This is a genomic window from Riemerella anatipestifer ATCC 11845 = DSM 15868 (genome assembly GCF_000252855.1).
Lineage (GTDB): Bacteria > Bacteroidota > Bacteroidia > Flavobacteriales > Weeksellaceae > Riemerella > Riemerella anatipestifera.
Genome location: NC_017045.1, coordinates 138,271 through 153,782 on the forward strand (window position 1 = coordinate 138,271; position 15,512 = coordinate 153,782).

The following is a 15,512-nucleotide window of genomic DNA, read 5'->3' on the forward strand; positions in this document are numbered from 1 at the left end:
TTTAAACGCTCCAAATTCCGTAAGTCTTCTTCTTTTCTGTGGCTTTTTGAGAGGTTGTATTTTTGTACTTATCTAGGGTTACGGGACGGCTAAAAAATTCAGGTGTTAGGTATTTATAGCCTTGTTCCATATGGTATTTGTCCTTTACCGCATTTTCGATAGCCTCAAGTATATCCTCCTTTGTGTATCCTTCTTTTAATCTAGCTTTGTACTTTCTCTTTATTTGGTCGTTTATCGTTTTAAACTTGCGTTTTGTTTTGTCGCTTATGAAGTTTAATAGCTTTTCAAAGTCTATATCGTTATTGGGCTTCGCTTTTCCCTCTTCTTCCAAATCCGAAAGAGACCCTTTTGGTTCTTTTTCTAAAAGAACATTTAGTTTAGTTTTATTTAGTTTATTGTTAGTATCAGAAACTGTATCAAGAACCGTATCAGAAACCGTGTCAATATCTGTATCAGAAACTGTATCAAGAACCGTATCACCTGTTGATACAGTTGGAAAAACATATTTAGTTTGTCCGTCTATTCCCTTGCTTCTTTTTTGCGGTGTTTTAAAGTCAATAAGTCCTAATTGCATCAATCTATTTCTAGCATCTCTAACAGTATTAACTGACATTCCAAGTGCGATACTTAAATGTCTGTCGGAATGCCCAAAGGGTTGCTTCCAGCCCAACGAATTACAAGTATGCAACAGATAGAAGTATAATCTTGTGTCGTTAGGGCTGATGCAACGCTCTAAGTTGCATTGCCAAAATTTGTTTATGAGAACTATATAATTCATATTTTTTTATTTCCTATCGTGGCTTAAAGTACCTTTACCTTTCCATTTTTTTCTTTATACTTAACTTCTGTATTTATTATCTCGTACTTCCCATTTGGCAGTCTATTGACCGCTCTTATCTTAGCGGTGAGGGTGTTTTTCTTTTTCTTTTTTGAAATGAGTACCATTTGTTTTTTCTTTTGCTTCTCTGATTGCCTCTGTGATATTTTTCGCATCTAGGTAAATGGTCCTCTCGCTATTCCAAATGAAAAAAGTGGTACCCATTTTACCTAGATTAAAATTACTCCCTTCTATTTTCATTAGTTAGAAAGGCAAATCGTCGTCGTCCTGAAAATCATCGGCATTTGCTTCCTGTATTTTAGGTGTTGATTTTCTTAGATTTCCGATGAATACAGATTTTATATTATCCTTATGATATTCTTCTTTTAATGGAGAGGATATAGAACCGTCATTTTCGTATTTGTCAGGTTCATCATTGATATATACATTGACATTGATATATCGTGTTCCGTTTTCGTGTTTAAAAGTTTTTAGTTTACCTGATTTAAGATTTTCTAATAGTTTGTCGTAGTTAATACTACCGTAAAATGATTGTACCATTGGTTTTTATATTTTTAAAAATTATTATTCAATTACTAAATAGCCTTCTCTTTCGTTTTTATAAATGAGACCTTTCCACGCTAATAGATTGCTCTTGTCTTTAAATCTTGTAATTCTATGGTCGTTCATTGCTAAATCCATATACTCTACATCTGTAATTAAAGGTGCTTCTTCTAAGTGCGATTTTATTGTGTCTCTCATCTCAAAAAAGGTTTTTGCTCGTTCCTTAATCTCTGTTTGAAATTCTATATCTGCATCAAATTCTTTGATATGGTATCTTTGGTCTAATGGAATATCAAACTCTATTTTGTTGCCCCATTCGTCCATAACATTAGAGGTAAGGTAATAGACTAAATACCCTTTGTTAAATCCCGTCGCTAACATTTGCATCTGGACTTGTGCTAAGTAGTAGGCAGGTACTTTATCAATATTTTGTTTAAAAGTGTATATAGTGTATGGACATTTTATATCCATACAATAATTGTCTATGGGGTTAATTACATCAGGAGTAGCCCATAATCCTTTGTCTATTTCAAAACTAACATCTGACTGATAAACAGTATTTTGAAAATTAGGCTGTATAATTACATTATAGGCTTCTTCTTCATTAAAAATGCCGTGTTGCATTGCTGTTGTTGTAAGATGTTTTTTTTGACCTAAAATCAACTCTAAGGCTTTTTCGTAAGCAAGGGTTTGAGCGGTCTTTGCCTTTAGCCCTTGTTGGGTAAATAACGCTCCAATTTCAGAAGCTCCAAGTCCTCCAAGTTTGTTTATTTCTTCCATTAGTTAATTCCTAATTTTTTGAGTTCAGCTTCTGTTTCTTTGGATACCTTGTATTTTTTTCTAATATCGCTAACTGTAAATGTTTTACCTTCGTCTATGCTTGATACTAATTTAGCCCATTGTTCTGTGTCTTTATTTAGCCACATTGCAGGCTCATTTGCTTTTTGTATCTTGGGTTTCGTGTCTAATACTTGCTTGTGTTCGTTAGTGTCAGCGTCTTTAGTATCATCTATTAAAAACAAACCATTTAAAGCATATTTGCGTGCATAAGATGACGACGCACCGAATGTTTGTGATATATCCATTCCTTTTTTTGTGGGGTCAATACCAGCTTGAGCTTTTACGGATATTTGTGTGTTTTTATCACTAATTGTCGCTGTTGCCTCGCAATAAATAATATCACCTATTTGCTTTATTTCATCGGTAATAACTAATGTGCAATCGTGTTTTAGTAATATTGGCTTTAAAGCCTCCAATATATCCTCACAACTTCTGTACTTGTATTTACCAAAGCTATTATATTGCCCTTTTGGGGCTTTTAGCTCTGATTGTATTTTGATGAGTTTTTCCATTTTGTATATTTTTAATTGTTGATTTTGTTTCTTGGGGGTTACGAAAAAATGCCGTAACCTTTCTTAACAGGCAATAGCCATAGGTAGTAACCTATTCGTTTTGCCTTTTGGGTTTTATATTGTTTTATCCTCGCTTTCATCTCTGAAAAAGTTTGTGATTTCTTGCTCTTTTACATTCATAAAAAGGCTTATCAATAAAAGCCCTACCGCAGACATCAAAGCCATTGTATCGTGGCTTTCTGATACGGCGAAAGCGTAAATAATCGCCGTTACTGTTGTTATTTTTGATAGTGTTTTCATTTTTTGGACTTTTTAAAGAAGTAGTCTAGTATATCTTTCTCAAACTCGGTGGCTTCTTGGTATTTTTTACCGTTGATAAGCCAATAGCCGTTTTGATTATTTATTTTTATTAAAGTCATTTTTTAGGTCTGCTAGATGATACTCTAGTTCTAGGTCTTCTTCTTGGTTTTCGTATAGCTTTTGTTTCGCTATATTTACCCAGCCTTTTTGGGCTTCTTCTGACATTTGGAGGTCTTTTAGGCAAAGATTTTCATCTGTGATATTTACCTCTCCAAATTCATCTACTGTTACTAAAACAGTGTCGTCTTCGTCTATTGCGAACCATACGGTAGGGGTAGTATTTCTACCCTCGTAATTGAACCCAAAATCGTTAAATTTTAAGGTTTCTAAGTTTTGTTGTATCTTTGCCATACTTTTGATTTTTTAAGGATTTAACATTCTTATTAAACTTGCTCTCTAATTGCCGTTAGAGGGCTTTTTTTCTTCTTTTTCTCTTTGGTTTTGGATATATTTTATACCTTTCTTTGGAATCAAACATAGCGTGCAACCTCTTCTTTCTACTTTCTTTGCTTTCCGCTACCCCTAACATCCAGCGATGAATTTTCTCTGTCTCTTTAGGGTCGCACACTAATGTTAATTGTGTTCTAAATATTGGTATAAGTTGCTCTGCTGTCATATCTCAATCTCGTCTATTTCTTTTTTTAAACATTCTTTTGCTCTTTTTCTAATGTTCTTTGCAAGTTCACTCTCTGTGAAATATTTTAGAGCGTTAGTAATAGTCTGTTGAGTTACCCCAAACTCTTCTCTTAAGATTTTGTGATATTTACTTGGTAGGCTTATTCTTTTTTTCATAACTTTAACCCGTTAAATTGATAGTGCAAATATAATACAAAATTGTATTATATAAAAATAATAATGATACAATTCTGTATTAAACAATTTAATTAACTGAAAATCAATATTAAAAATTTATGAGAAGCTTTAGATTAAGCATTATTTCCTTAGTAATTTCTCTAATCGCTATTTCTTTGGTGTATTTTAGACCTAGCCCTATTGAAATAGATATGTTTAATTCTATCATTACCATTCTGGCTCTTCTCATAACCTTACTAATAGGATATCAGATTTTCCAAATAATTGATTTTAAGCAAGAAAAAACCAACTTATTAAATGAAGTTGATAAAAAATTTAAGGCTACCCAAGAAGAGTTTGATAAGTCTATGCTAGAGATGAAAGGGGCAAATACAGTAATGTACAGCCATTTTTTTCAGTATTATATGGAGGGACAAAATGATTATGGTGTACTTTCCACATTTTCTGATATTGTAATAAATAACTCACATAATGAAGATTTGTGCAAAGTAATGCTAAGAGCTGTTTTAGAATATACAGAAACGGGAATAACATTTAAACACGAATATGAACAGAAAGAAATAATGAAATTATTTGAAGCAAAATCTATAGATTTTTTAAAAGCAATAGACAAAGAAAAATTTGAACTATTAAGAGAACGACTAGATATGTCATCAATTCGTTAGATGATTTTGACTGTTCAGTGTTATTTACTAGCGAAGTGTTATTTTCTTTGGTATGAATGGGTGTATTTTTATCAAGAAGTAAAGAACGAAAGATTGTTTCTTTAACAATATTTGAAGCTCTTTCTTGGTGTATTTTGGCTACAATTTTTTTTGATAGCTCATTTGATAAGAGAGCTTTATCATATTTCTCTTCGTTGATTGCTTTGTAAATAATTTCTAAATCGTTCATATTAGCAATGTTTAGGATGTTAAAATAATAATACAAATATATGAAAAAGATAATACAGAAAAGTATTAAAAATAATTTAAAGGATAGATTAAATACTGTTTATAACTATCTGAAAAAAACGACAGAATTTACAACGCAAACACTTTTAGCTGAGAAGATAGGATATACACGCTCTAATTTTTCAGCTGCATTAAATGGAGACGAGAGGTATCTAACAGAAGGTGTTGTTGATAAAATAGTGGAGGCTTTTCCGCAGTTAAATAGAGAGTGGTTCATAACGGGCAAAGGCGAAATGCTAAAGTCTTCAGAAGAAACTCCGATAAAAGGGGAGGGGGTAAAAGTAATTTTAGACGCAGAGATAAAAAGAACCCCATCGGAAGGCACACCTTATTATGATGTTGATTTTGCTGGAGGTTGGAACTCTGATGAGATTTTTTCACTTGGGAATCCATCATTTTATATCCAAAGTCCAGATTTTAGAAGGGCAGAGTTTGCTACTAATCTCGTGGGAAACTCTATATCAAAGATAATTCCCAGTGGAGCCATTGTAGGATTTAGACAAGTAGAGGATTGGAAAACTTATTTCCCAACAAATGAGCTGTATGGTATCATTACTAAAAACGAAATGAGAACCGTAAAAAGGGTAAAAAGAAAGAAAGGAGACTCAAATACACTTGTGTTGATTCCTGACCCATTAGAGGTTCATTCAGGATATGAGCCTGAGGAGTTGCCTATTGATTTTGTTTCAAAGATGTTTCAAGTGGTTGCTTGGGCAATGTTTGAGAGAGTAGCAATGTAATTAAAATAGAAATTATGAGTCCTACTGAAAAAGGAAAGATATTTGAGGATTATGTTCAGGATATAATGTTTCCTGTTGATAGATATATAGTCGTTAGAAAGACGCCTAATTTTGAGGACGCAAGCAAACGATTGATAGAAGATTGCAATAATCCTGATTTTACATTTAGAAGAATAAGAACAGGGAAGGAGTATAGCGTAGAGGCTAAATTCAGAATACCTAGAGGGTACAATGTTAATGTTTGTACGGAAGAACAGCTAGAGAGATATAGAAAGTATGATGAGCAAAGCCCTACTTTTATGGCTTTAGGAATAGGAGGGTGTCCGTCTAGTCCTACGATATTACTGTTTTTTCATATAAGTAAGCTGGCGAGCACCAATATTTTCTTACCTGATTTCTTTAAGGATAATTATTTCAGATTGAACAGCCCTGTATTTTCTAAGTATATGGAAAAATTATTAAGATGAAAACAGCGATAGACGAAAGAATATTGAGCCTGCCGAGATACCTAAAGAAGAACGGAGAAATAAAAAGGCTCCAAGAGTTCTACGATGAAATTGGAATTTCCAAGCAACGGTTTAATAAAATTAAAAAACAAGATATAAGTGGCATTAACGCACACTTTACCGTTGAGCAGATACACAAAATAGGAATAGTTTATGGCATTGATTTTAATTGGATTTTTGGGGTAACAGATACCCCTAGACAAAACACCAAAAGTGCACAAATTTAAAAAAAAGTCAAAACAAAACTATATTGATTATCAATAAATTAAAATTTCAAAAATGGCAAAAAATGGTCAAAAAGTTTCCCTCTCTCTCCGCAAAATTGCTCAAAACGCCGATGAATAAAGACTTTGTTCATCGGTTTTTTTATGAAATAAACAAAAGTAAACAAATTCCATTTTCGCTACTCCTAATGTCCAATATTTAAATTTTACTCAGGCTATTTATTTGCAAATGTTTTGTGGCTAAAACAACATTTTGTTTATCAATAAAGTGAATGTTTTTTTTACTTAATACCGTAATGTACAGTGGGTTTATATAAATAAGAAACTACCGCTATGTATTATTTGCAAAAGACGGAGTTTAGGTAATGATATAAATTAGGGCGTATTTCATGATAAAATGCTTTTCATTTCTGCTATTTTGCTTAATTTAGTGACGTTGAAACCTAACGAAGTGGTTCGGCGAAGCCAAAAAGTATTTGTCTTGATTAGTGCTAAATTGAACTTGCCCTTCATTTGTGACTTAGTCATCAGTGGTGGTAATTTTGACAAATGGCTACAAAAAGATAAATATTGAAACAAACTTATGGCAAGAATATATTATCACGAAGAAAAATTAACTGGAAAATCATTTGAAAATGATGTAATTAATTTACAATTATTTGATTATATTTTCAACAATACTGACACCGATAAATTTGAAATTCCTCCTGTTTCAATTAACTTTTTCTTTGGGTTACTAAAATCAAAAAAAGAAACTTTTAAAACCGTAATAATTTCAAGAGATGGAATAAATTATAATACAAAAGAAGGAAATTTTTACTTGCCCAACGCAATAATTTTTTATGATAATGATGATTACACTTTTCCTTCCGAGTTCTATTTTATTTCAAAATTAGGCGACAAAATAGAGTTAAGAAAATGTAATGGAGGAAAAGATGTAAAATGGTTTCAGATTCCTGATTTGCATAAAGAAGTTGCTGATAGTGAAATAGTTTCAAAGATAGAAAACACTATTTTAGAAGTTAAAAAACTTGTTGAAACTACATATAACAAGCAAATTGTTGTTGATAAAGAAAAAAAGAAAGAGGAAGAATTAAGAAAAATAGAAGAAAATCGTCCTTTTTTGAATGAAGCTCACAAAAATGCCTATAAAGAGTTGACAGAACTATGCATTGCTCTAAATCCTAAAAAGAAAGATGTTATTGCATTTATTGAAAGACTTAAAAATTATGACAAAGACAGTATACTGAATTACATAATGAGCTTTTTAGATAACAACAATGTTCCATTTATTTTGAGGTTGGATTGGAAAGCTGGTATTGAAGATTTAGAATGGGTATTACAATCATCATTGAAAGAGAATTATAATTTATCAATAGACTTACCTAATGAAAAAGATTATGAAGAACATGTCTCAGTTTCATGCGACAACGTTTTTGAAGATTTTGACAAACCAATAAGACAAAAAGGACTGCAAATGGGATTTATAGACACACAATCTGATGAATATGTAATTGTTTTGCATAAAATAGCAGACAAAGACAAAATAAAAAAAGTAATTAACGAGATTGGATACGGCTATTACGAGAAATAAGAGCTACTACCAATAGGGTATTATCACAAGTGGGATTTTGAAAATTTTGTTTATATTTAGAATACGGTGTTTTATACTGAGAAGTCTTGTCTTCGGTAATAAACCTCCGTTTCTGTTATAGTATAGTTATAAAAAAGTGGTTAAAAATGAAGAGAATCTTATTTTTTATTAATATTTAGTTTTTAAAATCTAAATAAAAAGAAAATCTTCGCAGATTCGGCTTTTGCAGAGATTAAAAATAGAAATATAAAAAATTTAATTATTGATATCAGAAAAAACGGTGGTGGCAATTCAATGGTTGGAGATATTTTATTACAGTATATTGCGAAAACAAACTTTAGACAATATTCTGATAATACTCTAATTGAAATAAGCAATCAAGTTATTAAAAAATAAGGTTAGAAAGAGATGGGATTTTGAAAAACAAAATAAATTCTCTAAATGATTCACTATACTTGAAACAAATCAATAGAGTTAATGAGCCATTAGAGAAGATAACCACAGCTCATTGTGCAAAAAATATAACCAAATTAGAAAAAAATAAAAATAGATTTAATGGGAATTTATTTTTGTCGACAAGCAGGATAACATATTCATAAGCAAGTGATTTTACACAAACAATTAAGGCTTATCATTTGGGTAAAGTGATTGGAGAGGAAATAGGAGGTTGGGTTGTTTGTTATGGTGATTCTGTTGAAAGTAAATTGCCCAACTCTAGTCTTAAATTATCTGTGTCAAGTGTGAAATTTGTAAATACGGGAGCAAATATAAGTGATTGAAATGGTGTAAAACCTGACAAAAAAATTAGGTCTGAAAAAGCTTTGGAATATGTAATTAAAAACATTGAAAAAATCAATACTAGCCTTACATATTGAGTAATATTTACTCTCAAAATGCTTTTTACTACCATAATTTTGTTTAATTTAGTGGTAATGAAAACACATAAAAAAATATACTATGTTGGTGGAATGATAAGTTTAATTTTTACTCCTGTTATTTTTTGGATTTATGTGAAACCAACATATGACAATCTGAGTTTAAGAGTTCTAGATTTAGTACTTCCTTATAAAGCTGAAATAGGAGAGAAAACCTTAGAGCATATAGTAATCCCAATTGATGGATATAAATATGATATTGTAAATGTTCCCAAGAATTTCAACGATGAAACTGAAAAAAACTATTTAACCTTAATTGAAAAAATTAAAAATAATAATATTGATAAAACAGGTATAAAATTCCAGCTTTCAGATAAGAATTCATACGGCGATTTAGTAAAACTCATTAATTTAATGCTGAAAGCAAATCAAGATGAGTTTGGTCTAGACACAGAAAAGACTAATACATTTTATATGATTCACAGAAAAGTTGAATCTAATGAAGTGATTTGCGGTGGTGGAATTATTGGGTGTGAATATTCTAATGAATATCTTGATGAAAATGACTATGATTATAAACATTCTAATTTTTTTAAAATAAAATATTCTCCAAAGGAAACCTATTATTTAATTTTAGGATATATAATTTTGGTTTATTTTTCTTTAAATAGAATGTTTAGACTTAATGAAAAAACACTAAAAAAATAGATAGTATGCAAACGAATTTCGGATTAAAATTTATTTTCTTGCTGAGTTTTCTATTCATCTCAACTTTTTCCTTTTCACAAGTAAAGGATGCTGTGCTTTTGGATAAAGTATTGAAGGAATTAAAACTAGATGAGAGTGAAATACATATGGAATTAGTAGCGGACAAAATTCTCCCTTTTTCCGTGGACAAAACTTTCTTTGTTATTCCAAAATACAGAACGAAAGAGAAAGACGAGTATGGCTTTTATTTTTATGAATTTGATGCCCATGTAATCATCGCTGATAATAAAAATGGGAAAATATTGAATAAGTTTTATGAACCAAATGCTTGGACTTCGGATGCTATAAATCTGAATAATATAAGTATTGATACAGGTTTGTACAATTTAAATAAAAAGACAAGAGCTGTAGGAGTAAGGGTAAATTATACAGGAAGTAGTAGACCTAACCCCTATAATCAAACGGATTTATCTCTATTTATCACAGAAAATGATAAGTTAAAGCGGGTTTTAAAGAACTTTACCGTTTCAGAATTTCATGGAGAATGGGATACCAATTGTAGTGGAAAATATGAAGAAGTTAATTCTAATATTGATATTGGTAAAACTATGAATAATGGTTTCTATAATCTAATCATCAAATCAAAAATTAAAAAGACACAAAATATTCCAACGAATAATGATTGTGTTGAAAAGATAAAAACTCATCAAAGAGTAAAAAACTTAAAGTTTAATGGAATAGAATATCATTGATAGCGTTTATATAACTGAATATACTACCAAATAGTTATGGGTGTAGATAACATGGCGGGGATAAGTAATGATATAAATTTGGTAATGTTTTATAGCAAAATGCTTTTCACTTCCACAATTTTGTTTAATTTGGTGACGGTTAAAAAATACAGCTATATGAAATTAAGAAACCTAATTATTTTTAGCATTTTAGTGTTGATGAACTCTTGTTCAACGCAGTTGACAACTTTACCAAACGGAAAACAAGTTGATAAAAGATTTGTTGGAACTTGGACGGGTTCAGAAAATGGACAACAAATTGATGGAATGAGCAAATCTTGGGAAATGAAAAGATTTGAAGATGGAACATTTATTTTAGATTTTACTTATACTCAATTTGGAGAAAGTAAAAATTTACAGGAAACTGGAAATTGGTGGGTTGAAAATGGAAAATTTAATGAATTTCATGATGAATCTGGAAAAACCGATGTGTACCAATATGAAATTATAAACAAAAATCAAATCAGATTTATTTCTGAAAGTATAAGTGTTGACATGAATACTGATAAGTATGAATTTGTTGATACTAGAAAAGCAACAAATTTGAATGATGGAAAATCTATAGAAAATGCAATAAAAGTAAATAGTGTTGCTGAAGAATATGAGTTTGTTGAAAAAAATTGTCCTAATTGCAAATTGATAAACCAAGTATTAACTGAACATAATGGAATCCCCTATGATATATTAAATTTAGAGAAGAATGATGGAACTAAAATCAGTTTTTATTTTAATATAAAATCGTTTTATGGAAAGTTTTAAAAAAACAAAGCTACCTTTTTGGGGTAGCTTTAGTTTTTATATTTTCATAATATCTACTTCTTTGTGTTTGTAGTGGTCGTCTATCGTACTAATGTACTTATCTGTAAGCTGCTGAACCTCGTTTTCGGTATCTTTAATAATATCTTCGGATACCCCATCTAGCTTCTTAAGGTCTTTCATTGCATCTTGTCTTGCATTTCTTACAGTTACTTTAGTCTGTTCCGCTTCCGCTTTAGCTTGCTTTGCAAGGTCTTTTCTTCTCTCTTCAGTTAGCGGGGGTACATTTAGGATAATAGTATCACCATTGTTAGACGGAGCAAACCCTAAGTTAGAGTTAATAATCCCTTTCTCTATATCCTTAATAGCCGATCTGTCCCAAGGCTGGATAGCAATAGTCATCGCATCAGGGATAGAAACATTCGCAACTTGGTTAAGAGGAGTAGGGCTACCATAGTATTCCACCATTACATCTTGTACCATAGCCGTAGAAGCACGCCCAGCTCTAATCTTTAAGAAAGCGTGTTCTAGGTGTTTAATCGCAGCGTCCATTTCCTGACGAGCATTGTCTAATATCAACTGTATCTCTTCCATTTTATTTAATGATTATTTTTTTAATTATATAAAACTCTTAATTTCTTACCACCGTTCCCACTTCTTCGCCCTGAACTACCTTTAGAAGGTTACCTTCCTTATTCATATCAAAAACAATGATAGGAAGTTTGTTCTCTTGGCTAAGAGTAAAGGCAGTCATATCCATTACCTTTAAATTCTTTTCATAAACTTCATCAAACGAAAGGCTGTTGAATTTCACAGCATCTTTATTCTTTTCAGGGTCGCTGTCGTAGATGCCATCTACACGAGTACCTTTAAGGATAACATCAGCCCCTATTTCTATGGCTCTTAGCGTAGCCGCAGTATCCGTAGTAAAGTAAGGGTTGCCCGTACCAGCTCCGAAGATAACTACTCGCCCTTTTTCTAAGTGTCTAGTTGCTCTTCTTTTAATAAAAGGCTCGGCTACCTTATCCATTTCAATGGCAGATTGTAGTCTTGTTTTAATGCCGATGTCTTCCAAAGCACCTTGTAGAGCCATACCATTGATGACGGTTGCCAGCATTCCCATATAGTCGCCTTGTACTCTATCCATTCCTTTGGCAGCCCCTGCTAGCCCTCTGAAAATATTGCCTCCTCCTATTACGATAGCGACCTCGCAACCTTGGTCTACTACTTTCTTAATCTCTGTGGCATATTCCTTTAGTCTGTCGTTATCTATACCGTATTGTAGGTTTCCCATAAGTGCTTCACCACTAAGTTTTAGAAGGATTCTTTTATATTTCATAGGTTTACTTTTTAATTAAATCAATATTTACTTTGGACTAAAATTTCCTCTGCAAATATAAGTATTACGATAGAATTAACTCTCATTTGAATTAATTAAATATCAAAAAAAGATTCTAGGTTTTGTTTAATTTTATGAATAAACCTTATGATGATGTTAATGAGTAAAACTTAATTGTTATTTTTGTGGCAGAGAATATAGAAGCGATGACATTAGAAGAAATACAAGCTGGACAGGTATTTTTGGTAGATAAGCCTTTGGATTGGACTTCCTTTCAGGCGGTTAACAAAATGAAATTCAAACTGAAAAGAGAGTTTAAGCTAAAGAAGATTAAAATTGGTCATGCAGGAACATTAGACCCTAGAGCCACAGGGCTTTTGGTGGTCTGCACAGGCAAAGCTACCAAGACTATCCCAGAAATACAAAATGCTCCAAAAGAGTACCACGCCGAAATAAAAATTGGAGTCCAGACGGCTTCTTATGACACCGAAGAACCAGAAATATTACCCCAAGATATTAGTACCATCACTAAAGAGCAAATTTTAGAAACTTTGGATAGCTTTGTGGGAGAGATAGACCAAACGCCACCTATATTTTCTGCGATTAAAGTAGATGGCGAAAGAGCATACAATCTTGCCAGAGCAGGTGAAGAGGTGGAACTAAAGAAACGGAAAACCACCATTTACTTTATAGACAATATAGAGGTTGATTTGCCTTTTGTGAGGTTTAGTGTAGGGTGTTCCAAAGGGACTTATATCCGAAGTTTAGCACACGATATAGGTCAGGCTTTAGGTGTAGGAGCTTATCTTACACAGCTGAGAAGGACTAAGATTGGTGATTTTTCTGTAGAACAGGCTTCGGAACAATTTTTAACAAATGAGTTTAGTTTTACCAATAATATTTAATGATATGGATAAAATTTTTGTATTCTGTTTTGCACTTACTTTTTTAGGTAGCTTTGCTCAAGAACAAAAGTCAGATAAGTTGGGAATATTCACAGGAATAAATGCTAATGTAGGGTTAGATTTAGCCTCTATTCTTAGAGGAAATAATACCGATACAAATAATAATACACTAAATAATAGCCGAAGCGATGAAAAATTTGCTTATGGGTTTGCTTCTGAATTGGGCGTACAACCTTTTAATTGGTTGGCTATTTCGGGAGGGATTAAGTATAGCTATGTTTCGGATAATTATCATTTATTGTATTACACCATCAACCCGTATATATTTGTTACCAAAGCCGAAGACCACGATTTTGGTTACATTGGACTGAAATTAGGTAAACAGTTCAATCGTTCCGCAGCCAATGATACAGCGTATTGGGGACTAAGTGTTGGTAAGTTTGATGCTTCTATTTATCGTAATTTAGGGCAAAAATTTGAGCTGTCTTTAGAAGGGTACAGTATGGGGAATTGGTTCATAGGTTTCTCTTATGGTATTGTATTTTATAGTAATAAAAATTTATAGTTGGTGGAAAAGGTTAGAATCAATAAATATTTATCGGAAGTAGGCTTTTGTTCTCGTAGAGAAGCAGATAAAATACTGGAACAAGGGAGAATTACCATCAATGGTAAAATACCAGAATTAGGGACTAAAGTAAGTGCAGAAGACGAGATAAAGGTAGATGGGAAGCTTATTACCGAGCCAAAGGAAGAGAATGTTTATATTGCATTTAATAAGCCAGTGGGCATTGTTTGTACAACGGATACTAAACGAGAAAAGAATAATATTATTGATTACATCAAATATCCCAAACGCATCTTCCCGATAGGAAGATTGGATAAACCTAGTGAGGGTTTAATATTGCTGACTTCGGACGGTGATATTGTTAATAAAATATTAAGGGCAAGAAACAACCACGAAAAGGAATATATTGTAAGGGTAGATAAGCCTATTACCAATAAATTCTTAGAACAGATGAGAGCGGGAGTGCCGATACTAGGCACAGTTACCAGAAAGTGCGAAGTGGAGCAGCTGGATAAAATGCAATTTAGGATTGTACTTACCCAGGGTCTGAATAGACAAATCCGCCGTATGTGCGAATATTTAGGATACGAAGTGAAGAAGCTAAAGCGTATCAGAATTATGAATATCCATTTAGATTTACCAATAGGAAAGTGGCGAGAGCTGACACCCAACGAGATGAAAACCCTCAACCATCTGATTAAAGATTCAGCGAAAACTTACGATTAGTATTTTTCTGTAAGATAATGGTAGGCTTTTAAGTATTTATTAAACCTTTTCAAATCTTTTTCTGTGAGTGGGCGGTTTACCCTTTTTAAATCCATATTATCGGTTAAATCGTTTATTTTAACGGCAATGGCTAGAGGCGATTGTTCAATGCGTTTAATAAAATCGTCATAGCTTTCCTCTGGGTTGGTCTTAGAAAGGCATTCTATAGCGAATAATATTTCATCTGGGTAGCCCTGTTTTTTTAGATATTCTATGCTGTATTCTGGGCAGTCTTCTACAACATCGTGTAGTACGCCTACTATTTTTTCGTCTAGAGTTTTACCGTAATTCATCACTCTCATCACATGCCCTATATAAGGAGCTTTGTATTTGTCGGTTTGTCCACGGTGGGCATTTTGGGCAATTCTAATGGCTTTGTGCAACAATTCTTCTTTCATCATTTTGTCTGTCATCTGGTAATTCTAAAAACAAAAAAGAATTAAACTATTTTTAGTGATAGATTAGTCAAGTATTTTAACAGGTTTTTTGTTCTCATCTATAGCAACGAGAGTGAAATCACCAAATACAGCTTTTTCTCTTGTATTGGCATACATTTCTTCGATAAAAACCTCCACACTTACTTTTAAGCTGGTATTTCCTACAGATTTTACCTTCCCTACAAGCTCTACTAAAGTATCTGCAGGAATGGGTTTTTTAAAATCAATTTGGTCGCAACTCACTGTTACAATGGTTTTCCTAGAAAATCTAGTTGCAGTAATGAAGGCAACTTCGTCCATTATTTTCATAATAGTACCGCCAAACATAGTATTATGGTGGTTAGTAGTGTCAGGAAATACTACCTTAAAAGTGTGCGTTTCAGATTGTTTTATTCTTTCTTCGTAAGTCATTTTAATTAAGTGTTTCTAGTCATCTTACAAATATAAT

Annotated in this window: 26 protein-coding genes; 12 read left to right on the forward strand and 14 right to left on the reverse strand. The window is 32.3% G+C overall.

Features of this window, described 5'->3' with window-relative positions; genetic code table 11:
- Nucleotide 1: 1 nt before the first annotated feature.
- The 10 genes from RA0C_RS00830 to RA0C_RS00870 all read right to left on the reverse strand — a co-directional run bounded on the left by RA0C_RS00830 (nt 2) and on the right by RA0C_RS00870 (nt 3,885).
- Complete coding sequence (locus tag RA0C_RS00830) at nt 2-778, reverse strand: conserved phage C-terminal domain-containing protein (protein ID WP_013447259.1); 777 nt, start codon at nt 776-778, stop codon at nt 2-4.
- A 23-nt stretch (nt 779-801) separates the two neighbouring features.
- The gene (locus RA0C_RS10485; RefSeq protein ID WP_173003795.1) at nt 802-993 is read right to left on the reverse strand and encodes a hypothetical protein; all 192 of its coding nucleotides are present in this window, start codon (nt 991-993) and stop codon (nt 802-804) included.
- A gap of 88 nt (nt 994-1,081) precedes the next feature.
- Complete coding sequence (locus RA0C_RS00840; RefSeq protein WP_004917937.1) at nt 1,082-1,378, reverse strand: hypothetical protein; 297 nt, start codon at nt 1,376-1,378, stop codon at nt 1,082-1,084.
- A 24-nt stretch (nt 1,379-1,402) separates the two neighbouring features.
- Nucleotides 1,403-2,161: a YqaJ viral recombinase family protein gene (locus RA0C_RS00845; protein WP_004917938.1), complete on the reverse strand. Its 759-nt coding sequence runs from the start codon at nt 2,159-2,161 to the stop codon at nt 1,403-1,405.
- Nucleotides 2,161-2,733 carry an ERF family protein gene (locus tag RA0C_RS00850; RefSeq protein WP_004917939.1) on the reverse strand — a complete coding sequence of 191 codons (573 nt, stop codon included), beginning with the start codon at nt 2,731-2,733 and terminating at the stop codon, nt 2,161-2,163. The genes RA0C_RS00845 and RA0C_RS00850 overlap by 1 nt, the downstream gene beginning before the upstream one ends.
- 114 nt (nt 2,734-2,847) lie before the next feature.
- On the reverse strand, nt 2,848-3,033 hold the full coding sequence (locus tag RA0C_RS00855; RefSeq protein ID WP_004917941.1) for a hypothetical protein: 186 nt from the start codon (nt 3,031-3,033) through the stop codon (nt 2,848-2,850).
- Complete coding sequence (locus tag RA0C_RS10615; protein WP_004917943.1) at nt 3,030-3,152, reverse strand: hypothetical protein; 123 nt, start codon at nt 3,150-3,152, stop codon at nt 3,030-3,032. Before RA0C_RS10615 ends, RA0C_RS00855 begins: the two co-directional genes overlap by 4 nt.
- Nucleotides 3,130-3,444, reverse strand: coding sequence for a hypothetical protein (locus tag RA0C_RS00860; RefSeq protein WP_004917945.1), 315 nt, complete (start codon nt 3,442-3,444; stop codon nt 3,130-3,132). Before RA0C_RS00860 ends, RA0C_RS10615 begins: the two co-directional genes overlap by 23 nt.
- Nucleotides 3,445-3,499: 55 nt before the next feature.
- A complete protein-coding gene (locus RA0C_RS00865; protein WP_004917947.1) occupies nt 3,500-3,709 on the reverse strand; it encodes a hypothetical protein in 210 nt (69 codons plus the stop codon).
- On the reverse strand, nt 3,706-3,885 hold the full coding sequence (locus tag RA0C_RS00870; protein WP_004917949.1) for a hypothetical protein: 180 nt from the start codon (nt 3,883-3,885) through the stop codon (nt 3,706-3,708). The genes RA0C_RS00865 and RA0C_RS00870 overlap by 4 nt, the downstream gene beginning before the upstream one ends.
- Before the next feature lie 119 nt (nt 3,886-4,004).
- Between RA0C_RS00870 and RA0C_RS00875 the strand changes: the two genes are divergently transcribed.
- From RA0C_RS00875 to RA0C_RS00915, 9 genes are all read left to right on the forward strand, one after another.
- The gene (locus tag RA0C_RS00875; protein WP_004917952.1) at nt 4,005-4,571 is read left to right on the forward strand and encodes a hypothetical protein; all 567 of its coding nucleotides are present in this window, start codon (nt 4,005-4,007) and stop codon (nt 4,569-4,571) included.
- 269 nt (nt 4,572-4,840) lie between these two features.
- Nucleotides 4,841-5,599: a hypothetical protein gene (locus tag RA0C_RS00880; protein WP_004917958.1), complete on the forward strand. Its 759-nt coding sequence runs from the start codon at nt 4,841-4,843 to the stop codon at nt 5,597-5,599.
- A 14-nt stretch (nt 5,600-5,613) separates the two neighbouring features.
- Nucleotides 5,614-6,066 carry a hypothetical protein gene (locus RA0C_RS00885; RefSeq protein WP_004917960.1) on the forward strand — a complete coding sequence of 151 codons (453 nt, stop codon included), beginning with the start codon at nt 5,614-5,616 and terminating at the stop codon, nt 6,064-6,066.
- A complete protein-coding gene (locus RA0C_RS00890) occupies nt 6,063-6,332 on the forward strand; it encodes a hypothetical protein (protein ID WP_004917963.1) in 270 nt (89 codons plus the stop codon). The genes RA0C_RS00885 and RA0C_RS00890 overlap by 4 nt, the downstream gene beginning before the upstream one ends.
- A gap of 580 nt (nt 6,333-6,912) precedes the next feature.
- Nucleotides 6,913-7,923 carry a DUF6630 family protein gene (locus RA0C_RS00895; RefSeq protein ID WP_013447260.1) on the forward strand — a complete coding sequence of 337 codons (1,011 nt, stop codon included), beginning with the start codon at nt 6,913-6,915 and terminating at the stop codon, nt 7,921-7,923.
- A gap of 267 nt (nt 7,924-8,190) precedes the next feature.
- Nucleotides 8,191-8,319, forward strand: a complete 129-nt coding sequence (locus tag RA0C_RS10645; RefSeq protein ID WP_374096980.1) for a hypothetical protein — start codon at nt 8,191-8,193, stop codon at nt 8,317-8,319.
- Nucleotides 8,320-8,855: 536 nt separating this feature from the next.
- A complete protein-coding gene (locus tag RA0C_RS00905) occupies nt 8,856-9,506 on the forward strand; it encodes a hypothetical protein (protein WP_228481915.1) in 651 nt (216 codons plus the stop codon).
- Between the two features lie 5 nt (nt 9,507-9,511).
- Nucleotides 9,512-10,258, forward strand: coding sequence for a PA3715 family protein (locus tag RA0C_RS00910; RefSeq protein WP_004917980.1), 747 nt, complete (start codon nt 9,512-9,514; stop codon nt 10,256-10,258).
- 36 nt (nt 10,259-10,294) lie between these two features.
- The gene (locus RA0C_RS00915) at nt 10,295-11,056 is read left to right on the forward strand and encodes a hypothetical protein (RefSeq protein ID WP_004917982.1); all 762 of its coding nucleotides are present in this window, start codon (nt 10,295-10,297) and stop codon (nt 11,054-11,056) included.
- Nucleotides 11,057-11,092: 36 nt separating this feature from the next.
- Here RA0C_RS00915 and frr read toward each other — a convergent pair whose 3' ends face one another.
- Nucleotides 11,093-11,647, reverse strand: a complete 555-nt coding sequence (gene frr, locus RA0C_RS00920) for a ribosome recycling factor (RefSeq protein WP_004917984.1) — start codon at nt 11,645-11,647, stop codon at nt 11,093-11,095.
- A 37-nt stretch (nt 11,648-11,684) separates the two neighbouring features.
- On the reverse strand, nt 11,685-12,392 hold the full coding sequence (gene pyrH / locus RA0C_RS00925) for a UMP kinase (RefSeq protein WP_004917986.1): 708 nt from the start codon (nt 12,390-12,392) through the stop codon (nt 11,685-11,687).
- Nucleotides 12,393-12,598: 206 nt separating this feature from the next.
- On the opposite strand from pyrH, the gene truB reads away from it, so the two are divergent.
- From truB to rluF, 3 genes are read left to right on the forward strand one after another with little or no spacing between them, the layout of a single operon-like run.
- Nucleotides 12,599-13,297, forward strand: a complete 699-nt coding sequence (truB, locus tag RA0C_RS00930; RefSeq protein WP_014411195.1) for a tRNA pseudouridine(55) synthase TruB — start codon at nt 12,599-12,601, stop codon at nt 13,295-13,297.
- 4 nt (nt 13,298-13,301) lie between these two features.
- Entirely contained in the window at nt 13,302-13,862 is a 561-nt protein-coding gene (locus tag RA0C_RS00935; protein ID WP_013447262.1) for a hypothetical protein, read from the forward strand.
- A 3-nt stretch (nt 13,863-13,865) separates the two neighbouring features.
- Nucleotides 13,866-14,588 (forward strand): 23S rRNA pseudouridine(2604) synthase RluF, encoded by a 723-nt coding sequence (rluF, locus tag RA0C_RS00940; RefSeq protein ID WP_015345531.1) that lies wholly within the window; start codon nt 13,866-13,868, stop codon nt 14,586-14,588.
- Here rluF and RA0C_RS00945 read toward each other — a convergent pair.
- Both RA0C_RS00945 and RA0C_RS00950 read right to left on the reverse strand, forming a co-directional pair.
- Nucleotides 14,585-15,040: a phosphohydrolase gene (locus RA0C_RS00945; RefSeq protein WP_013447263.1), complete on the reverse strand. Its 456-nt coding sequence runs from the start codon at nt 15,038-15,040 to the stop codon at nt 14,585-14,587. The two genes, rluF and RA0C_RS00945, sit on opposite strands and share 4 nt — an antisense overlap.
- A 48-nt stretch (nt 15,041-15,088) precedes the next feature.
- A complete protein-coding gene (locus RA0C_RS00950; RefSeq protein ID WP_004917996.1) occupies nt 15,089-15,475 on the reverse strand; it encodes an acyl-CoA thioesterase in 387 nt (128 codons plus the stop codon).
- Nucleotides 15,476-15,512: the final 37 nt, after the last annotated feature.